This window comes from Caballeronia sp. GAFFF1 (assembly GCF_023630705.1).
Lineage (GTDB): Bacteria > Pseudomonadota > Gammaproteobacteria > Burkholderiales > Burkholderiaceae > Caballeronia.
The window spans coordinates 149,884-167,428 of record NZ_JALQEM010000037.1; the positions used below are offsets into that span (position 1 = coordinate 149,884).

Here is a 17,545-nt window from a genome sequence, read left to right on the forward strand (position 1 = left end):
ATTGCAACGCTTCACCTGTTGATCGGGAACCGGTCCATGTCTTTCGACGACTTGCTAAGGGCCGCAAATCTGCTCGGGCTGCTCGGGCATGAGCTGGACCACTGGAGAGCCCTTGAGGAGCTGGTCCGTCGTTCTACGCCATAAGGCCGCCCTACCCTTTGATTTGGTGCGCTGGAGCAAAAGCGAGCCAAAAAGAAGGATACGGTGGAATCTGCGATATGTGCGCCGCGGTGGCCCCCTCGACTCACTCAGGTCAATTCAATCACGGATTGGTTCACGATAAACCCGTTCCGGCCAGTGCTCATTGGGGTAGCAATATTCATCAGTTTCGAAACCGAGGACGTCGAGTAGATATGGCGTCGTTACGCACTCGATAGCACCGCTCGGACCGTACCGCCAATGCGACAGAAAGCTGCGCTCGTCGTGAAACGCATTTCCGCAGGCTACGCATTTAATGAAACGCTCCCGATACTCCGGCACCAGAGCCTTTGAGGCCCTATGGATACGGTCTAGCTCGGCCACCTCTCTGAACAGGGTGGCGCTGGCCGTGCGTTGCATTCCGCCCCCGCTGCACCATTCTTCGGCGCGCTTTCTTGCCGCCGCTATCCGAGTTCGTACAGCTTCCTCTCGATCCGTTATGTAGCCCATGCCTTGCTCCCTAGGTGATCGTACCGTTTTGCGTATGCACAGCGCGCGTGAGGCTTGGGCGACACGGAATGGATCCCGGCTACGTACCCACTCGCTCGGTTCCGGGATCACCCTCTAGCTCTAAACGGAGCGGCATTCGGAACGCTTCGGTAATCCAGCGGCCTGACAATTTCTCTGCATTCCCTCGACGTGCAACTCCACTATCGTTTTACTCCTTCTGCTCGACGCTAGATAGCGGCCATTCGGCCCGACAGAGCCATACCACCAAGCGCGTTGCGCATCGACCGCCCTGACCGAGCGGAATCCCTCTCGCAGCTAGGGCAGACGTTGCTAGCGGTAGAGTGGTGCACGGCTAGAACACGCCTAATAGGTTCCATCCCGAGCAACGAGCGTTAGGGTTCTTGTTCATGAGGGAACCAGGCGGTCGCCCCAGGCACCCTAGCCGTCCATCGAAAGACGGACGGCCAACTTAGCACGGCCTCGGTGAATGCACTCGCCGAGAACTGCATGCCCTGATCGCGTAAGATGGAGGGCAGGCCGTAACGTGAACACGCTTAATCCTGCGCATTAACGGCATGCACCGCTTCCGGCCTAGAATGCTTCGCTCTTCCCGTTCACCGATGGACCCGCTACGCGTGACGCGCGCTTCGGTTCTCGTTCGCCGCACTATCCGATGAACTTCGTTCGATGAACGGCAGCGCCGATTTTTTCTCGTCCTCGGCGAGACGCCACGCTTGTTCGATCGCCTGCTGCACGATCGACCCAGCGCAGCACCCCTTAATGGCAAGGTCGTCGTTCTCGCCGTAGTTTGACCGGGGAGTCGTACGGACAAGGTCAAGAACCCGCTCGCTATGCTGACCGGTGAGCGCCAACTGCTTGAGCACATCCGCTTCGATTTGTTGTAGCAAAGACCCCGTCAGGACGCTCGCGGACCTGTACCGCGCAACGGTAGCTGGAAGCACGTCACGGATCGCTGCGTCAAGCGCGATCAAAGCGTCCATGGCCCCCCCAAACCCTGGCGGAGTTTCACCGGACTCAATGATTTGTGAACGGCATAAGCAGAGCGCTTCGCGGTATCTGTCCGGCGTGCGCATTAACGCCAGCGCTGCGGCGCCCTCCGCATTGGTCCGAAGCCTGCGTCGCCAGCGGCCAATTCCAACGTAGGCGAGGATGATTGCTGCTAGTCCGATTGGGACTAGAGCAATGAAGTAGGACCCTGGCTGTCGAATTGCCTCACTGCCTACGGAAAAGGAAACAGGGAACATCTGTCTTTTCTCTTCGATGCACTATGTGCGCTCTTAGCAACGATTGAGCCAAGGTGGCGCATTGTGCAGCGGTGCCGTTGGTGAGTTTAATCATCCTCGGCGATCTACCCCGTTCAACGCTCGTTTCGCCTGGCGAGCGGACGCTCGTGGGACGTCGTCAAACGATCTCTCGTTCGGGGGTGCTCGACTGAGTGCGCTTCGCAGACGGTCGAGACGGCGCTTTTGAACACCGTCTGAATGCCCGTCGGCGACTGCAGCGCAAGGACATATTGGTCGAACGCCACAAGCTGGCCCGTCAATTTGATGCCGTTGACCAGAAATACCCAAACGGCTTTCTGTTCGCGCGTCAGGGCGTTCAAAAAATCCCCTTGAATGTCACTTGCATTGATGGACATGGTGACTACCCGCTGTTTGATCGACAGAACGGGCCGTTTTCGGTCGTGCCGTTCGACGACACTACCCCGGCGCGACCCTATCCCGCATCTTCGTCATAGTAGCGCGCAGCGGCTTCGAGCATGCGCCGTCGCTCCGCCCGCACGTAAATCGACGTGGTCTGCAACGAGGCATGTCCGAGGATGGCCTGTACGACGTCGGTCGGCATCTCGCGTGCCACCGCGCGTGTACCGAACGTGTGCCTAAAAGCATGTGCCGACGTGTTCGCCAGCTGCACCAGGTCGTCCGTGCTGAAGTCCGCCAACGCGGCGCTTTCGTTAGCCAGCCGTTGTGCGGCCATGCGAACGAGCCGTCCCAACGCATCGACGGTATAGGGTGCATCGTCGGCGTCCGGGTCATGCCGCTCGAGCGCCGCGCGCGTGGCCGGGATCCACTGCGGTGCGATCAGCGGCCCCTGCGCTTGCGGCGCATCAAAGTCGCGGCCCCGATCGTGCCAATGCGCGCGCAGCGCGGCGATGGTGGCGCCGCTCACCGGTACCGTGCGTTGTTTGCGACGCTTGCCAACGATGCTCAACGTCCATACGGCTGAAGCGCCATGGCTAGCGTCAGTCCTGTTACCCGGCTCGACCGGGGTCGTCGTTTCCGAGGTCGTCTTCGCCGTCGGACCCGGCGCGGTGCGGCGCGACGCACGGCGATCCTCGGGAACCTCGGCGATGCGCAAGTCTTCGCGCCGCGCAAGCGCGGCTTCTGCCCGCCGCAGCCCGGAATCGCCCATCAGCAAGATCGCCGCCCGTGCGGCGCGCCACTGCCGCGCCTCCGCATCGGAATCGCCATCAGGAGCGGCATCCGGCTCGCCCGCATGAAGTTCCTCGCATCGTGCGTCCAGTGCCTGGCGGACATGCGTCCAGAGCTTCGCCGGCAGCGCCCGGTGCACCTGCACCGATAGTTCGCGGGTGATGGTCGCCGGTTCGTGGACCGCACTCCAGGGATTGCCCGCGAGATAGCGAACCTCGACCAGCCACGCAAACGCCGCGCGCAGCACGCGCACCGCGTAGGCCTGACTGTCCGGGGACAGCCCCTCCGGGGCGAACGGCCGCCAGCGGCCGCTGCTGCGGGGGCGCTTGGGTCCCGTGAACGACGCCAACGGCGCCTGCAAGAAATCCTTGTACGCCTCGCAGTCCTCGACGGTCAGCGACGACAGCGCCTTGCGCCGCACGACCACGCTCCACAGGATCAGCCGTTCGAGCTCGCGCGTGTACGCGCGCAAGGTCGTCGGCCGGTCGCGATAACGGTGCAGGTACGCGTGCACCGCCGCCAGATCGTGCTCCGCACGAATGAACGCAAAGCTCGCGGCGCGATTGAAACCGGTCGCCCCCGACAACTCGAGCGGCACCGCCAGCTGCTCGAACGGCGCCAGGCGGGGTGCGCTCGGATCGCCGCCGACGACGATGACGCGGTCGTCGCCCTTTCCTTCACTCGCGCCTGCCGGCACCAGAGAGGCTGTGTCGACATCGGCCGCGACTGTTGCGCCGAGCGACGCTTCATGCCGCCGCAGCCACGCGACGATCGTGCGCGCGCGCAACGCGCCGATGCGCGGCACCGAGCGCCACCAGCTGCCGCCGCGCGCATTGCAATAGTCGATCAGCGCACCGAGCGTGGCGATGCCCTCCCCGTTCAGCCGCTGCGCGACCAACGGCCGAAACCACAGCTGCACCGCGTGCGTCGCGAGCGGCACCGCCGCGGCCAGCGTCGACGCCTGTTCGACCATGCGCAAGGTCATCGCGGTCAGCTTCGCGCTGCCGTGCTGTTTGATCGACGCCTTTAGATGGTCCGCCAGCACCGAGGAGCCGTGCAGCAGCGCGAGCTGCACCAGGTCATCGCGCATCGTGCGCAGAAACCGCTCCATCGCATCGGCGCTCGCCGCGTGCGGCGCGTGTTCCGGATCGTAGTAGAGCCGCGCGATGGTGGCCGCGGGCAGGCGTTGCACGAACGCGCGCAGCGCGGTGAAGTCGGTGCGCGTGTAGGTGCGCGGCGGCGGTAGCGTCAGCTGTTGCGGTTGATTGGCCATCGCGATGTGCTTATTGGTTCGTCCATGGAAGCCAACGGCTCCCCACATGCGGCTCGTTCGGTGAGTCTTTCCAAGGAAACGACGGTGAGCTTATTCGGGCGACGCGTCCCATCCGACTGTGAACAACCGCTGGTCCCAGACGACGGGCTGCGGCGCCGACACGACCAGCCGCCCCGCATCCGGATGTGCAGGATTGACCACGGCATTGCATTCCGCCCTGGCCACCACCGAGGGCACGATCAGAATGGCGGAGCGCGCCTCGTCGACCCACCGGTCGCCGACGCGCCGCGCGACTTGCGCATCCGGTGCATCCCATCCCGCCGGCAGCTCGTCGACGCTGACCCGCTCGACCGCCAGGCCTGCCGGCACCTCGGCTTCAACCCACACGTGGTGCTTCGGCACTTTGCCGATTCGCGCGTGCACTAACACCTCGAGCATCGCTCCCGCGAAATTCAGCGCGCCATAGATCACCGGCCGTCCCGGACTATTAAACCGTCCGCCCACCAGCATTGCGCCGGTGCCGCTCCACACTGGGTGACGCCGGTCGGCAATTCTAAAAATCCGCATCAGCCCGACACCCCAACTTGTTCCTCACTGCGCTCCATAGAAAGGGTCATGCGGGCAACCCGTAAAACAGCTTCCACAGCAGTTCCTCGACGCGCCGCGCGCCGAGTTCGGTCAATGCGACCTCGACCGGCGTACGGCCTTCGAGCAGCGGATGCGCGGTGTTCAGGAACTCGCGCGTATCGGCTTCGTCGTCCCACACATAGCGGGCGGTCGCGACGATGCGCGCCAGGCGCTCGGTCTTCTCCGACTCGTCGGGGCTCAACCGGTCGCGGCGGCGTTTAAACGTCGCTTCCGGCACGATGCGGCCGAGCAGCGCGCGGCGCTCCTCGGCGCTGCGCGTCGCGTGCTCGACCCCTTCCTTCAGCGCCGACTTCGGTAACCCCTCGCGCACCTGGGCGTCGAGTTCGGCGACCGTGTGCGGCACGCGCGGCAGCGCCATCACCGCGGCAATTTGTTCGGGCGACACCAGCAACATGGCGGCCTCCTTGGGTTCAGTTGAACCATTATTATAGCCCAAATGATACCCCTACCCTATCGGAACCCGACGCAAAGCGGCCCAAGGTATATTTTAGCCATTAAATCCTTCACTGCTAATGATAATTAGCAGACAAGGTAGACCGTGCTGCGCGACGCCTTTTTCCTCTAGTCACCAACTGTCCGGCCTCCGCCCTGCCCTTCTGCCGCCCTGACGACCGATGAGTCGTCAGGGGCCACCACCGTCACGTCGGCTTTATGTTCGACGCCTGCTTGCCCTTCGGCCCCATCTTCTCGTCGTACGTCACCTTCTGGCCTTCGGCGAGTGTTTTAAAACCTTCGGCGCGGACTTCCGAGAAGTGCGCGAACAGGTCGTCGCCGCCGCCGTCCGGCGTGATGAAGCCAAAACCCTTTGCATCGTTGAACCACTTGACCGTACCGGTTGCCATTGTGTTTGACCCAAAAAGTTGAAAACGGCGCACGCGGTCTCGCGAGCGCCGGAACCTATCTTGATCGTGAGCCTCCTGCAATGCAACCCGGTGGTTCCCCGCGCGGAGAGCACTGGCGAGTGCGCCTAACCGGTGCGCACGCGTTGGTCACCCTGATCTCCAACCGTTATGAGGCTTAGACTGAGACGCTTCTGCGGCTCCTTGCAATCAAAAAGTCCGTTGGCGACGCTGTCGGGGCTCACTGGCGACGCCGCGAAATCGTCGACGCTGCCGCCGGCAGGAAGCGGCAGGCCGCCCATGCGAGCGACCTGGACGACGTGCACCCCCTCCCCTACGGGCTGAGGCCAAAGACAGCACCAAACTAGGGTGCCCCCGAGAGGACCCCGACGCGGCGCTCGGTCCGGAGCGCGCCTGACCGTGCAAGTCAGGTCGGCTCAAAATGAAATTGAGATTGGTTGCGACTACGCGGCCGGCGTCTGACTCCAGGGACTACTCTGGAGCCTTTCGCTTTTCTCCCGGAACACTTTCGCTGCCAGCGCCTTCGAACCCGCGGCTCGGCTGAACGTGCGCACGATGTGCAGGCCCACGGGTCGCGCGATCAGACTGGCGAGCTGCAGCCCTCGGAGTTCGTCTGCTGATCGCACATCACAGTGTCGACCGCGTACGGCGCGGGCGCGCGGTCTCGCCGACGCACACCGGGCGACACGCTGATTTCAAATCGGCACCATCCTTTGCGCCAAGCGCTTGCGCACAACGTGCGTGAGCGCTTCGTGCCGCCGCTGTAGGTGCAGGAAGTGCCGCACCCCGTCCGGGCCATACGAGATGCCGATGTGGTACGGGTCCTAGGGTTGGCCTAGCGCTGAGTCAGGCGGCGCTTATCGATCGCGACGGCTACGGCCCTCATCGGAACGTCGGCAATGATCTGCGCGAGATTACCTCGCGGGCCTACTTGCCGAGCTTCGAAAAGGCGCCCCACTTACGCGGATATCGATCCCATGCAACACCACACAGTCGTGCCCGAAGGTGTCGAAATTAAGCCGCTTGATGTGCGGAACGATCGCGTCGGTTAAGCCTTGTCCCTGAACGATGCAAAAGCACGAGACGAGAAGTGATACGCCTCATGAATCGACGTCAGGCCGGGGTCTCCGCTCTTGTCGACAAAGACGATGGAGCCGCTATGGTCAGCGTTTGGTTCGTGTCGCTTGGCTGATGCGACCAGACCCCGGCCCCGCTTCGCCCGAACGCTGTCTGAGTCGGGCTACCAGTTGGTTGACGCCACCGGACCCATCCCCGGCGGTTTGGGCACTGGTTTTGCCGATTCCTTCGTCCGGAAGCACGAGCCGATTGGTGGGCGACCGCCTGAAGGACCGCTAGTTGCGTTTTGTCGAGCGCGCTTGCGGGCCCTCGTCCTGTCGCCGTGCCGCGGATTCTGGTCTGACTCGACGGGAAGTCATCGGCATATGGCCGGGTTTGATATGCCCGCCGTGCGCGCCTGGAGCAACTGACGCAGCCCGGCGATGTGGCCACGAACACTTGCCGTCACGGGCGGTCGCTCACCGGCCAGCGACGACGGCAAAGGGTGCGCGGGTGGCGCTGCACGACGCTGAGCCTCGGCGAACTGCTCCAGGTCCAACGCAGTGGCGGGACGGAGTTGTCCGGCCTTGAGGGCACTCGCAAACGACTGCATCCAACCGGTGGCTTGCCGGCCGACGCGCTCAGTCACGCTGAAGATCGTCAGCGAGTCCCCTGCGGCGCCGACGACGAATTGACGCGCGTTGTCGACATCGATGAACGTGCGACCGGCGTGCTCGCGCGCGAACCGCTCGGCTTCGCGCTGTTGCTGTGCCCGCTCGTGCTCGGCGTGAGCCTCTGCGTGACGACGGCGTACGAGCAGCCCGAAATCAACCGGATTCCGTAGCAGGGCGCGGAGATAGTTGATCGGCGCCTTGGCGCGCTTCAGGTGATCCCAGGTGGCCTCGACCACGTCCGACAGCCGCTTACCGTGTTCGCCGGCTTCACGCATCAACTTGAAGATCAAGAAATCAAAGAATCCCAGGGTGCGCAGGCGCTGAAGGTCGGCAGGCAGTTGGCCCGGTTGTCTCTTTTGAAAAACAGAAGGGCTTAGATCCTTATATATTCCACCGTCTGCCACATTGGCACACGGTGTCGACACAGTAATCGGGGCGGGGGAGGGTGCCGGCCGTGACGGCGCTTGCACGGCTTCGTTTTGTTGCACGGGCGGCGACTCGATCAGGCCGAGCAGGGCAGCCGCATGCTCGGTCAGGTGGAGGTACGCGCGACCGAACAACCCCCCTTCAACATAGCGGACCTGCTGACGTCGATCGATCAGTCCGGCGGCTTCGAGATCGTCGAGACTGCGATAGAAGGTCCGCATGGATTGCAGCGCGCGGCCCGTGAGCAGTTCGCGGCGCGCAAAGATGGCGGCGAAGGGTTTAGCAGCGTCAACGGTGCGCGCGAGGGCGGACAGAACCTCTCGAGCGCGACGGGGGATTTCTTCGATACGTGCGGCCCGGAATGCCGCCCGGAAGATGATCCAGGGCAGGTTGGTTGAGTCGCAGCGAAAAGCGGTGAGGGCGGCCGTATCTGCGGGGTGTGCTGCACCCTCGCCGGCAACGAAGCGTTGCGCGATAGACATGTCGAGCGGTCCATTTCGGTGAATGGGTAGGTTTCACTTGACTGTCGATCTTGTTGCGCTAAACTCCGGGATGTGTGTAGTCCCTTTCCAGTTTCCAGCTGGGGAGTAGTGCGGCAAGGTTTCCAGCCAAGCCCACAATCACAAAGGCCCTCAGTTTCCAGCTGCGGGCCTTTGTCTTTTATAGACTTAGAGTTCCTTCATTTCCTTCTCCATCAGCGCCTGCGTAGTACGAAGGGCTTAAAAATCAATGGTTTGCGTTTTTTGAACCTGTGCCAGTTGTTCAAGGTGTTTGCGGATAGCGTCACGGACCGAGTTCGCGATCTCCTCTGACTGGAACTCGATGCGCATGACGTTCTTTGCGCTGCGGACGTCGCACCACGTCGTTTTTCCCGAGCGGATCTTGAAGTTCGTAGTTCCTGTCGCTGCTTTCTTGGGCTCGACCGAAGCGCGTACGAATTTAATCGCCTGCGATTGGTCAAACTTCCCATCCGCAAGACGTTTGACCGCCTCTAGCACTCGGTCGCTCTTGCCCGCCTCAGCGAGAACCGCCAACTCCGCCGCGGCGTTTGCTCCCAATAGCGCCATGTTCGCTTCAAGAATCTTCCGGGCTTCCTGCGGGAGACGTTCGAAGGATAATAGAGCGCTGATATGCGACGGACTGATCCCCACATGCTCCGCAACAGATGCCTTGGTCAGTTCTGGATGCTCGTGTTGAAATCGCTTTAGTCCAACGTATTTCTCGTAGTCGGTAAGGTCCGACTGCATCAAGTTTGCGAAGAAGGCTCCTTCATCGGCCTCTTCTGGCGTCGCCTCGCCCAGTACACAACGAATCGTTTCGCGCCCTAGTTCACGATAAGCATCGCACCGATGGTGTCCCGAAATAATTTCGAATCCGCCTTGTGTGCGAGGAAGGACCACTACCGGATGGATGAGCTTGTTGTGCCGCAGATTGTCTCGCAGCTCGGCATACTTCCCCGGAGCCATGTATCTACGCCGGCCCGGGACCTCATGCAGATCGGAAAGAGGCACATCTACCGCACCGCCCATTTGCTTGGCTTCCTGCAGCTCCTTCTTGAGGCGGTCGATTTCATCCTGTTGCTGTTCCGACTTCGCCTGGAGGTGCATCAATTGACCGGGAGCGGTGCGAGGCGTCGTCGCGGCTCGCTTCTGTGCCTCGTCTGCCTCCTCATTTGTAAGGCGTATGTTCGCGGCCTTGGAGGCAAAATTTTTCATGCTCATGATGCGTTACCCCCTTTTTGCCAAAGAGCCGACACGCGATCGTCGACGCGATCAACGAATTGGTCACACGGCGTTCGAATCCGACGCAAAGTCTCGGCACCCCCCTCATATGTCGTAATGTCGTAGACCGTCGCAAATCGCATATTCGTATTGCGAGCGACATCGGTTTCTGGAATCTCGACTGGAATGACGCGGTTACCGTAGAGTTGGCTAATCCACGATTGGACCGCCTTGGCTGCCGGCTTTGGCGTCATGCGCGTGATCAAGATGTCGAGGAAGTCGAATTCTTTGCGTGACTGTTCTCCGCGTGCTGCCATGCCTGTCACCAAATCCGAAAACAAGTGCCAAAATTGCACCATGGAGGCGAACGACAAAACGTCCGGCACGACAGGCACAATCACCCCATCAGCCGCGAAGACAGCATTGATGGTCAAATAGCTCAGCGTCGGTGCCGTGTCCAAAATGATGTAGTCGTACTCTTCGCGCAGCGCTTCAAGTCCCGCGTGAAGGACGTTTTCAAATCGCTCGCCGCGGGCGCCCGCCGATGCGCGCGCAGGAAGCATGAACTCAGCGTTGAAGAGTTCAGTGGACGACGGAATCAGGTCTAAGTTCGGCCAATAAGTCTCTTGGGGAAGGGACCGCATGTCAAACTCGTCACCCCTCAAGTAGGCCTCGATTAAGGGCATGATGGTTTGCGAAGCGTCGACTTCTGCGTGCGGGTTGATCCCATACAGCGTTGTCGCACTTCCTTGCGGGTCGAGATCTATGTGGCAAACACGTCGACCACGACGCATCGCCAGTCCCTGTGCGAGGACGGTTGACATCGTGGTCTTTGTCACGCCGCCCTTGAAATTGGCGACGGCAATAACCTTACCGGGACCCGATCTTGGAGTTGGAGCCAGTTCAGCACGGACCCATTGAACAGCCTCAACCACGGTGAATTGACGCGGCGACCCTCGACGGGTCTGCTTGCCTTGAGGAAGCTCGCCCTTTTTGAGCATGTAGGCCATCCGCTGGACGTCAATCCCGCACATCTCTTGGACCCGTGCTGAACTAATCGTCGGCGGAACCTTCCTTGGGAATGGTTCGAGTAGCTCGTCGCGAATCTTTTGCAACATGAAGTCGGACAAACCAGCGAGCTTGATAAGATCTTCTGGCGTCGTCTTGCCGGGGTTGGCGAGGTCTAAGTCCATGGTCCGTTTTTATCGTCAAGAGATATTCTATCGATAGAAGAGTTTTTTATTCGAGCGATAGAATCAAGGCAGACTTTAGTCGGCAAGCTGGGTAAACGCAAGTTAACTTTGAGGTTTTGCGATCGCGCAACGCCTTGCAGCGCGGGCGGGACACGTAGGTTCCGCGAAACAACGTTAAGCGCCAGAGTCATCCGATCGCGTTAATCAAGCGCGTCGGTGCCCGCGCCGGAGGGCCTCGAAGCTGTTAGCCGAAACGCTTTGCTTGCGGCGCGTAGGCATTGACGCGAAATCCGCCGAGCCTTCGAACCAATGACCTTCATTTGCACCGGCACTAATGCCAGTGTTCGACTGCAGCCCTTGCCTTCCTCACTCGCTTTTCGTATCCTGCGTATGATACGACATTCTTAGGACGGACTGTTGTTTCTCGGATACGGACCGGAAACATTTCTATGAAGCTGTTGTGGTCTTAGCCGGTCGTGCCCTGCGAGGGCGTGCGCGCAACGGTGGACGGCCGTGATGCACCAACAGCGCAAACCGCGCCGTTGCAGGGTAGCGTTGTGGCAGGGGCGGTCGCTCGCCACCTCCGTGCTTCTCTCCTTGGTTGCGACGGTTACTCTATTTCGGCAGTCGATAGCGTACGCTGCACTGCCGGTGTCGGAATATCCACGGCGGAGAGCCCACAGCTGCGAGCCGGCCATTCCTTGACGCCATCGACGCGGCGCTCGCTGGGCATCCTAAGGCGCCAACGGGGTCGCATACGCCTCCGCCAATCGACGAGAGCGCCGAGGTCGAACTGCGTGTCGGGACACGGCAAACACCCGCGGAACTCGGGAAGTTCTTTGAGGCGCTCTAGTGATGCCCGGTTCGCTTCCGCCACGATTCTCGAGTCGCTTGGCGGCTTCACGCTGAATCAGCGCCTTCAGCGCTTCGCGAACCAGCGATGTTTTCTCTTCTACCTGTATTGGCCCGAGCCTTGGCGCTCAAGCCATCATCAAGAGCGATGATGGTAGGCCTCGCAAGCTCCTATTGATGCTTGATTATTGGTGTCAAATGATGCCCATGCCAATGCGCGCGTTCGCAACTGCCGGGCGGTCATAACCCTCGGCCTCGGCGTCCGTGATCAACCGGCCATTGTCTCCGTCATCACTCGTTTTCTCAATCACAAGTCGTCCGTGCGCCGGTTAAGAGCAAGCGTGTGAACGATCTCCGGCGAGATGAGAAACATCGATTTAAGTGTGTATTGGCCGCTCACCACCCGTTCGCGCTCGCGCTGCTGCCGTGCCCGCTTTGCCTGCATCAAGGCATTGCTCTGCCGCCTTGGTTTCTTCTTCGGTCATGGATTATTCCGGCTGCGTGTTCGCGTGCTCATCACAGCGGGTTCGCATCCATCCGCTACTCATGTCTCCGTCTAGGCCACGAAGCTTGCCACGATTCCCGCACAGGTCGCAGATGCGCAGGCTCATGGCCTCAGCTAGCTTGATCATGCCATGTTGCAGGGGCTCGGGTCGCTGCACGTGGAAACGCAAGCCGCCCATTTTTTCTCGGACCTGCCACGTCGTGACTTGCGGCGCTCCCTTCGCTGTCGCCTGCTGCAATTGATTGCACAGCGTGTCAATCAAATTGAACCAGCCGTCCCAACACCAGATCCGCTCTTGTCCCGAGAAGATTTGCGGATAGCGCTCGAATAGCTGTTTCTCGAGGTCTGGGCTCATCTCGTTGTCTTTGAAAGCGTGTCTTGGTTCGGTGCGTCGCCTTCTTCTAGTCAGCGCCTGCCGAAGCGCGTTAACGCGTCGTTGGAATAGGTCATCGACGATGATTGTTCGATCGCGCATCGCATCGGGACTGCCGAGGTCAATATCGATCAAGCAAGACGCCCATTCGACCAGGACGGGTAGCTCGCGCGCAGGAGCCAGTTGTGCCCGAATCCCGGCCATAAATTTCGCTTCGTCGCTTGGCATCGCAGTTTTCGCAAGCAGTAACGCGCTGGCCGTCGCAGTGGTGGCCGCGTCGACTTGCCGTGCACAGGTTGGCGAGCGCAACAGTTCGCTTAGGCGATTGCACAGCGCAACGTATCGCCCCTCGCGCACACTTCAGCTAGAACAGCACGAGCAGTTGCGGGTTCGTCGTGAATTGGCTTCAGCCCTCTGGCCTCCAGTTCACGCACTGCGTCCTCGACCGCATTCGCGACGCGGTCAGCGAATACCTGGCTCGTAATGTAGCGACCCAATCGGCTACCGCGGGCGGTTCCGGCGTTCGCGACAGCGACAGGAACGCGTTCCACGGCTTCATCACGCGGCTCACCGTCGCGCACAATATAAGCAGGTTTGATTCCCTTGGCCTCAAGCTCGTTCACGGCCTTTTCGATAGCGGCGTTCGCGCGTTGTAGAAATCTGTCACTCACCATGTAGCGGCCAAAGTTGTCGAGCGGCATGTTTCTTCTCCTTGATGACGCAAGGATACGCGTGGAGCCTAGCCCCGCGAAAGCACGATTTTCACGTCTACCACGCATCAGCACCCCTCAGCTGTCGACTATGGCAGTAACGCGGAGGAAGATTGGGACCCTTCTGCGGCTCGCCGAACGAGGAGGCAAGCTCCCAAGAGTCCACGGGTCCTTTGGGAGCATTCCGATACGTAATCCCTTCTCGTGCGCGACTCGGGTCGCGATCGCATTGCCTGCTGCCTGATCGACAGGCCCGGAAAGGGTAGGGCGCTAGTCGGGGAGCGCGGTGACCAACACGCGAAAACGGCGGGTCTGGGAATGCGCCGCGCAACCTTCTGCGATAAGCGCTCGGACGTCCCGCAGCGCCGGAACAGACGCGAGGGGAACGCAGAATGCCTAGGCGACCGATCGCTGGCCAGCCATCGGCGCAGCCGGTGCAAGAACTGCTGAAAGGCAAACTGGCCGCTGTCGGCTCCGGCGATGACCAGTTCTTTGCCGACAGGCAAGCCTTACGGGTATTAGCGGGCCAATGACCCAGGTACACCGGTGCGACGCCGTCGCCGGTGTCAATCAGACTACCCGGAGCGGACGAGATGTCGGAGATGCCGCCGCAGCTGATTGACCGTTTTGGGCTGCGCCTCAGCTGCGGCAGACTGAATCAAGGCCCATGGGTCGCGCGATCCATTCTCGAGTTATAGCGGACGCGTTCGACTTGCACCGGTTCTGTCCACGCGAGCGGGCGTGAGCAACTGGCTTCGAGAGAAGGACGCGGCCGCCGGGACGGCGAGGGCAGCGGCGACGACAACCGCGACGAGTGCAACAATGCATACCGCTAAGTCTTGATCGTTACGCGAACGATCCTATTTGCGTTTGAGCAATCCGAGCAGAGGTAAGCAATTGCCTAAGCGGCGTGTGCATGCAACAAGCGAGCGTTGCGATTCAAGGCCGAGGCCGATAGGGTCTGGCGTCGTCGATCGGTTCAGGGCTAGCGGGTACCGGCGCTGCGCCTGGCTTCGTGATCGACTGTGCAGCTTCCCGAAACTGCGCCCAGGCGGAACGACGCCGTGCGTAGTGTCGGCGTGCGGTCCTGACCGAATAATGCCCAAGCAGTTCGGCGACCTCCTCTTGCGACTTCACCGCTTTCGCATTCGCCGCGAATTGGTGCCGGGCGGAGTAGAGTGCGTAGCGTCGCTTAGGATCGTTGGGCCACAGCGACCGGCAAGCGCGGCGGAGTGCTCCGGCGCAGCACTCGTGGACCTGCGCGAATGCGAGTCCTTTCGCGAGCAGTTCACTGATTGACTCGAGATGGGCTCGGACGACCTCGAGGTCGTCCGGGTGCACGGGAACAGACCGGCTCACGCCTGTACCACGCCCGTTGGTCGCCTTGGCGTTCTTGACAATAAGTTCGGCTCCGTCGACTGAGAGGCTCGCTTCGCGCCACTCGCACGGGCGCAACCCGGTGCTGACTGCAGCTTTGAGCCAGAGCGCTGCACGGCGTGAGTAGTCACCGCCTTTCGCCGGATTCGAGAGCTTCGCAATCAGTGCATCGTAATCGCGCTTCGGAACCCCCTTGCGTTTGCGTGATGAAGTCTGACCGACTTCGGATTCCGGCTTGCAGTTGGCCCACGATAGCGCCCGGATCTGTTCGGCAGCCTTGGCGAAAAGTGGGTATTGGGTGCGTTCGAATTCGATGTCGTACCGGCAGGCGATGCTAGCTTGGTACTGGCGAAAGGTCGCCCACTTCCACTCACTCGCGTGCTGTTCCATGTAGGCGACGACGTCGTCGGGTGCCGGATAGGCATCTTCGTGCAACCACATTTCCCTGGCCATGCGGCTCAGGATCTGACGGGCCCGTCTCACGTATTTGTTGATGGTGTCTTCAGTTCTGGTTTGACTGCGTGCGCGGTTTCGGTCCATGGGTGTGGTCTAGGTCGTATTAATTTTCTAATGCGGCTGAGTTCGGCCGGCGCGAACTCCGATGTGTTGCCGGCACCATCAGCCGTTCTTGCTCGGTCTGGCCGATCGAGAAAGCGTAGCGATGCTCGACCGAGGCGGTGGTCTATTCGAACCGGATCGCCGCTTTCTCGTTTTCCACACTTAATCGCTTACGGTTTGATGTAATCATTGATCGTGCAGTCTGACGAATTGCATGCGCCGGATTGGTTGCAGCACGTATCGATTCCAAGCCCCGATCGTCTTCCGAATGATCGCCCTTCGGACACCAGATAATTATCGTTACAGCGAAGCTGTACGTTTTCGACTAATAGAGTTTTCGCCGCGTTACCCGTGCTAATGGGGCGCGCGGTAACAGCACAGGCCGTCGCAAGTCCGAGCATAATACCGATTCGATGGGGAAAGCGGTGCAGGTCAGAGATCGGTGTTGTTTGTGCGCAATGTCGATACTTAGTAACGCAGAGCAAGTATTCAGTTGACGCAACGCGCAGTGTGCATCGCTGGTCAGCGGCCCTGTTCGTTACAACGCACGAGGCTGTGTTCAGTAACGGCCGCCTCGATCGATTGGAAATTGCCGGGCACACCCATCGCACTTGGAAAGCGCCGAGCCAACTCGCAGTTCGTCGTCCCAGCAGACACCGGCTGCGTGTTCGCATCTGTGGCTGTTACAACGCATCGACTGGCGCGCGGTAACAGGCCGCACGCAATCCTAATTGACCCGTTGAAGGCACTGGCATGTGATGCGTTCCAACGCTTCTTTCACCTAACACAGCGCCGCACTATCGGTTGCCATGTAGCGCGCATTGCGGATCGCCAGTAACCGACGATGGCTGTTACGACGCATTGCGCAGTGCGTTGTAACGGCCACCTGGATTGATTCAAATACGGCGCAATCGTCCGCGGCAGTCGGGAAAGCCGTGACCCGCTTCCCGGTTCGATGCCCGTTCGAGAGATTAGATGGCTGTTCAGATGTCGGGCTATTACGACGCATGGGTCAACGGGCGGTAACAGACGACACTAGGGTGCATTCGATCCTCAAAGGCACTGGCGAATCTCGTATATAGGTTCTTTCCGTAACTCATGCTCGCAAGTCATCTCAGGCATTGCTGCAGCCAAACGACGCGGAGACGACGCTGGCACGCGTCATAGCGCGGGACGCCGCAGCTAACAATGTCGGCGTCACACAGTTACGACGCTAGAACGACGCAGCGAGGCGTCAAAGCGTTCAGTACCGGTCGGTCAACGAAGCAAAATAAAAAAGCGAACGACGCCGCCACGCGTCACAGGCCGGGAACGTGCCGGCGAACAATGCTTAACTCGCGCGGGAATGACGCCACCACGCGTCGTACGCTGGTTACTACTCGCTCAGCGATGTGGGTAGCAAGGAAAACGACGCATTCATGCGTCATAGACTCAATTCCCTGGGGGAAACGGTACTCGCAACGACGCGTCAACGACGCAACGCGGCGTGTTTTTCGCGCTGCTCGTCGATTATCGAGACACAATTAGGGCAGGTCATGGTGGTCACGCGGCGACACATCGATCAACAACCGACGATGAGTGCGGCCTCGCGTATCGTTCGGGACAGAGGAGGTTGACAAGGAGGTCGGTACCGCGCAAACGAGGATGAAAACATTGAGATACCGATGCTCGATGGAAACTTGAAGACGGCTAGGACGCTATGTGCGCGGGCAGACAGCGCAAGTCTCACGAGAGTCGGGCGACAAGGATTCCGCTCCCGCTTTATGCAATCGTCAGATTTGCGGACGGCTGATGGGGCACTGCGACGTCGCGCGCTGCGACTCTCCCGCCTTCGCTCGCTACATCCCGTCGATCAAAATCTAGCCTCACTGTCTGGGGCTCGCTTATGGAGCGGCGCCTTTTTCTCGGCCAGTTCCTGTGGCACCTGATCATGAGGCACATTCGGCCTGGGATCGTCTAAGGACTCTAGCCCCTGCTCTCGCAACCACGTTACATAGGCATCGGCGCTCGAGTGCGTCTGCTTCATCGCCTGGGCGCGATCGGGGCAGACAATGTACGGCGGAAAGCTTCTTGCCGTCACGACCGGACGCATCAAATACTGCGGCCGTTGCAGTAGACGCATCGCAGGCTGTCGAACGTTGTCGATCAGTATGCGTGACGCCTCCTTCAGCGCGGTCGCCACTTCAATGGGGTGGCCCCTCGTGCCTGACCTTCGCCG

The 17,545-nt window shown here is 60.6% G+C and carries 13 protein-coding genes and 1 pseudogene; all 14 read right to left on the reverse strand.

Annotated elements, in window-relative coordinates; all coding sequences use genetic code 11:
• Positions 1-1,277 precede the first annotated feature (1,277 nt).
• Positions 1,278-1,649 carry a DUF2471 domain-containing protein gene (locus NCR37_RS22855; RefSeq protein ID WP_250475089.1) on the reverse strand — a complete coding sequence of 124 codons (372 nt, stop codon included), beginning with the start codon at positions 1,647-1,649 and terminating at the stop codon, positions 1,278-1,280.
• A 377-nt stretch (positions 1,650-2,026) separates the two neighbouring features.
• Positions 2,027-2,308 carry an RNA chaperone Hfq gene (locus tag NCR37_RS22860; protein ID WP_250475090.1) on the reverse strand — a complete coding sequence of 94 codons (282 nt, stop codon included), beginning with the start codon at positions 2,306-2,308 and terminating at the stop codon, positions 2,027-2,029.
• Between the two features lie 77 nt (positions 2,309-2,385).
• Positions 2,386-4,374, reverse strand: coding sequence for a phage integrase family protein (locus tag NCR37_RS22865; RefSeq protein ID WP_250475196.1), 1,989 nt, complete (start codon positions 4,372-4,374; stop codon positions 2,386-2,388).
• Positions 4,375-4,464: 90 nt separating this feature from the next.
• The gene (locus NCR37_RS22870; protein WP_250475091.1) at positions 4,465-4,941 is read right to left on the reverse strand and encodes an RES family NAD+ phosphorylase; all 477 of its coding nucleotides are present in this window, start codon (positions 4,939-4,941) and stop codon (positions 4,465-4,467) included.
• Positions 4,942-4,987: 46 nt separating this feature from the next.
• Positions 4,988-5,416 (reverse strand): Xre family toxin-antitoxin system antitoxin, encoded by a 429-nt coding sequence (locus tag NCR37_RS22875; protein WP_250475092.1) that lies wholly within the window; start codon positions 5,414-5,416, stop codon positions 4,988-4,990.
• A gap of 244 nt (positions 5,417-5,660) precedes the next feature.
• Entirely contained in the window at positions 5,661-5,864 is a 204-nt protein-coding gene (locus NCR37_RS22880; protein ID WP_250475197.1) for a cold-shock protein, read from the reverse strand.
• Between the two features lie 1,450 nt (positions 5,865-7,314).
• Entirely contained in the window at positions 7,315-8,520 is a 1,206-nt protein-coding gene (locus tag NCR37_RS22885; protein WP_250475093.1) for a Replication protein O, read from the reverse strand.
• 237 nt (positions 8,521-8,757) lie between these two features.
• Positions 8,758-9,759, reverse strand: a complete 1,002-nt coding sequence (locus NCR37_RS22890; RefSeq protein WP_250475094.1) for a ParB/RepB/Spo0J family partition protein — start codon at positions 9,757-9,759, stop codon at positions 8,758-8,760.
• Positions 9,756-10,952: a ParA family protein gene (locus NCR37_RS22895; RefSeq protein ID WP_250475095.1), complete on the reverse strand. Its 1,197-nt coding sequence runs from the start codon at positions 10,950-10,952 to the stop codon at positions 9,756-9,758. Before NCR37_RS22895 ends, NCR37_RS22890 begins: the two co-directional genes overlap by 4 nt.
• Positions 10,953-11,686: 734 nt before the next feature.
• Positions 11,687-11,957: pseudogene (locus tag NCR37_RS22900) on the reverse strand (type II toxin-antitoxin system VapB family antitoxin).
• A gap of 335 nt (positions 11,958-12,292) precedes the next feature.
• The gene (locus NCR37_RS22905; RefSeq protein ID WP_250475096.1) at positions 12,293-12,910 is read right to left on the reverse strand and encodes a hypothetical protein; all 618 of its coding nucleotides are present in this window, start codon (positions 12,908-12,910) and stop codon (positions 12,293-12,295) included.
• Positions 12,911-12,999: 89 nt separating this feature from the next.
• On the reverse strand, positions 13,000-13,383 hold the full coding sequence (locus tag NCR37_RS22910; RefSeq protein ID WP_250475097.1) for a hypothetical protein: 384 nt from the start codon (positions 13,381-13,383) through the stop codon (positions 13,000-13,002).
• Positions 13,384-14,331: 948 nt separating this feature from the next.
• On the reverse strand, positions 14,332-15,309 hold the full coding sequence (locus NCR37_RS22915; protein WP_250475098.1) for a site-specific integrase: 978 nt from the start codon (positions 15,307-15,309) through the stop codon (positions 14,332-14,334).
• A 1,870-nt stretch (positions 15,310-17,179) separates the two neighbouring features.
• Positions 17,180-17,449, reverse strand: a complete 270-nt coding sequence (locus NCR37_RS28585; protein ID WP_350029085.1) for an antitoxin PaaA2 family protein — start codon at positions 17,447-17,449, stop codon at positions 17,180-17,182.
• Positions 17,450-17,545: the final 96 nt, after the last annotated feature.

What these genes read in the sequence shown, in the direction of transcription:
- NCR37_RS22885 (WP_250475093.1), bottom strand. Translation starts at nt 8,520, where the DNA reads ATGTCTATCGCGCAACGCTTCGTTGCCGGCGAGGGTGCAGCACACCCC.
- NCR37_RS28585 (WP_350029085.1), bottom strand. Translation starts at nt 17,449, where the DNA reads ATGCGTCTACTGCAACGGCCGCAGTATTTGATGCGTCCGGTCGTGACG.
- NCR37_RS22860 (WP_250475090.1), bottom strand. Translation starts at nt 2,308, where the DNA reads ATGTCCATCAATGCAAGTGACATTCAAGGGGATTTTTTGAACGCCCTG.
- NCR37_RS22910 (WP_250475097.1), bottom strand. Translation starts at nt 13,383, where the DNA reads ATGCCGCTCGACAACTTTGGCCGCTACATGGTGAGTGACAGATTTCTA.
- NCR37_RS22865 (WP_250475196.1), bottom strand. Translation starts at nt 4,374, where the DNA reads ATGGCCAATCAACCGCAACAGCTGACGCTACCGCCGCCGCGCACCTAC.
- NCR37_RS22895 (WP_250475095.1), bottom strand. Translation starts at nt 10,952, where the DNA reads ATGGACTTAGACCTCGCCAACCCCGGCAAGACGACGCCAGAAGATCTT.
- NCR37_RS22855 (WP_250475089.1), bottom strand. Translation starts at nt 1,649, where the DNA reads ATGGACGCTTTGATCGCGCTTGACGCAGCGATCCGTGACGTGCTTCCA.
- NCR37_RS22890 (WP_250475094.1), bottom strand. Translation starts at nt 9,759, where the DNA reads ATGAGCATGAAAAATTTTGCCTCCAAGGCCGCGAACATACGCCTTACA.
- NCR37_RS22905 (WP_250475096.1), bottom strand. Translation starts at nt 12,910, where the DNA reads ATGCCAAGCGACGAAGCGAAATTTATGGCCGGGATTCGGGCACAACTG.
- NCR37_RS22880 (WP_250475197.1), bottom strand. Translation starts at nt 5,864, where the DNA reads ATGGCAACCGGTACGGTCAAGTGGTTCAACGATGCAAAGGGTTTTGGC.
- NCR37_RS22915 (WP_250475098.1), bottom strand. Translation starts at nt 15,309, where the DNA reads ATGGACCGAAACCGCGCACGCAGTCAAACCAGAACTGAAGACACCATC.
- NCR37_RS22875 (WP_250475092.1), bottom strand. Translation starts at nt 5,416, where the DNA reads ATGTTGCTGGTGTCGCCCGAACAAATTGCCGCGGTGATGGCGCTGCCG.
- NCR37_RS22870 (WP_250475091.1), bottom strand. Translation starts at nt 4,941, where the DNA reads ATGCGGATTTTTAGAATTGCCGACCGGCGTCACCCAGTGTGGAGCGGC.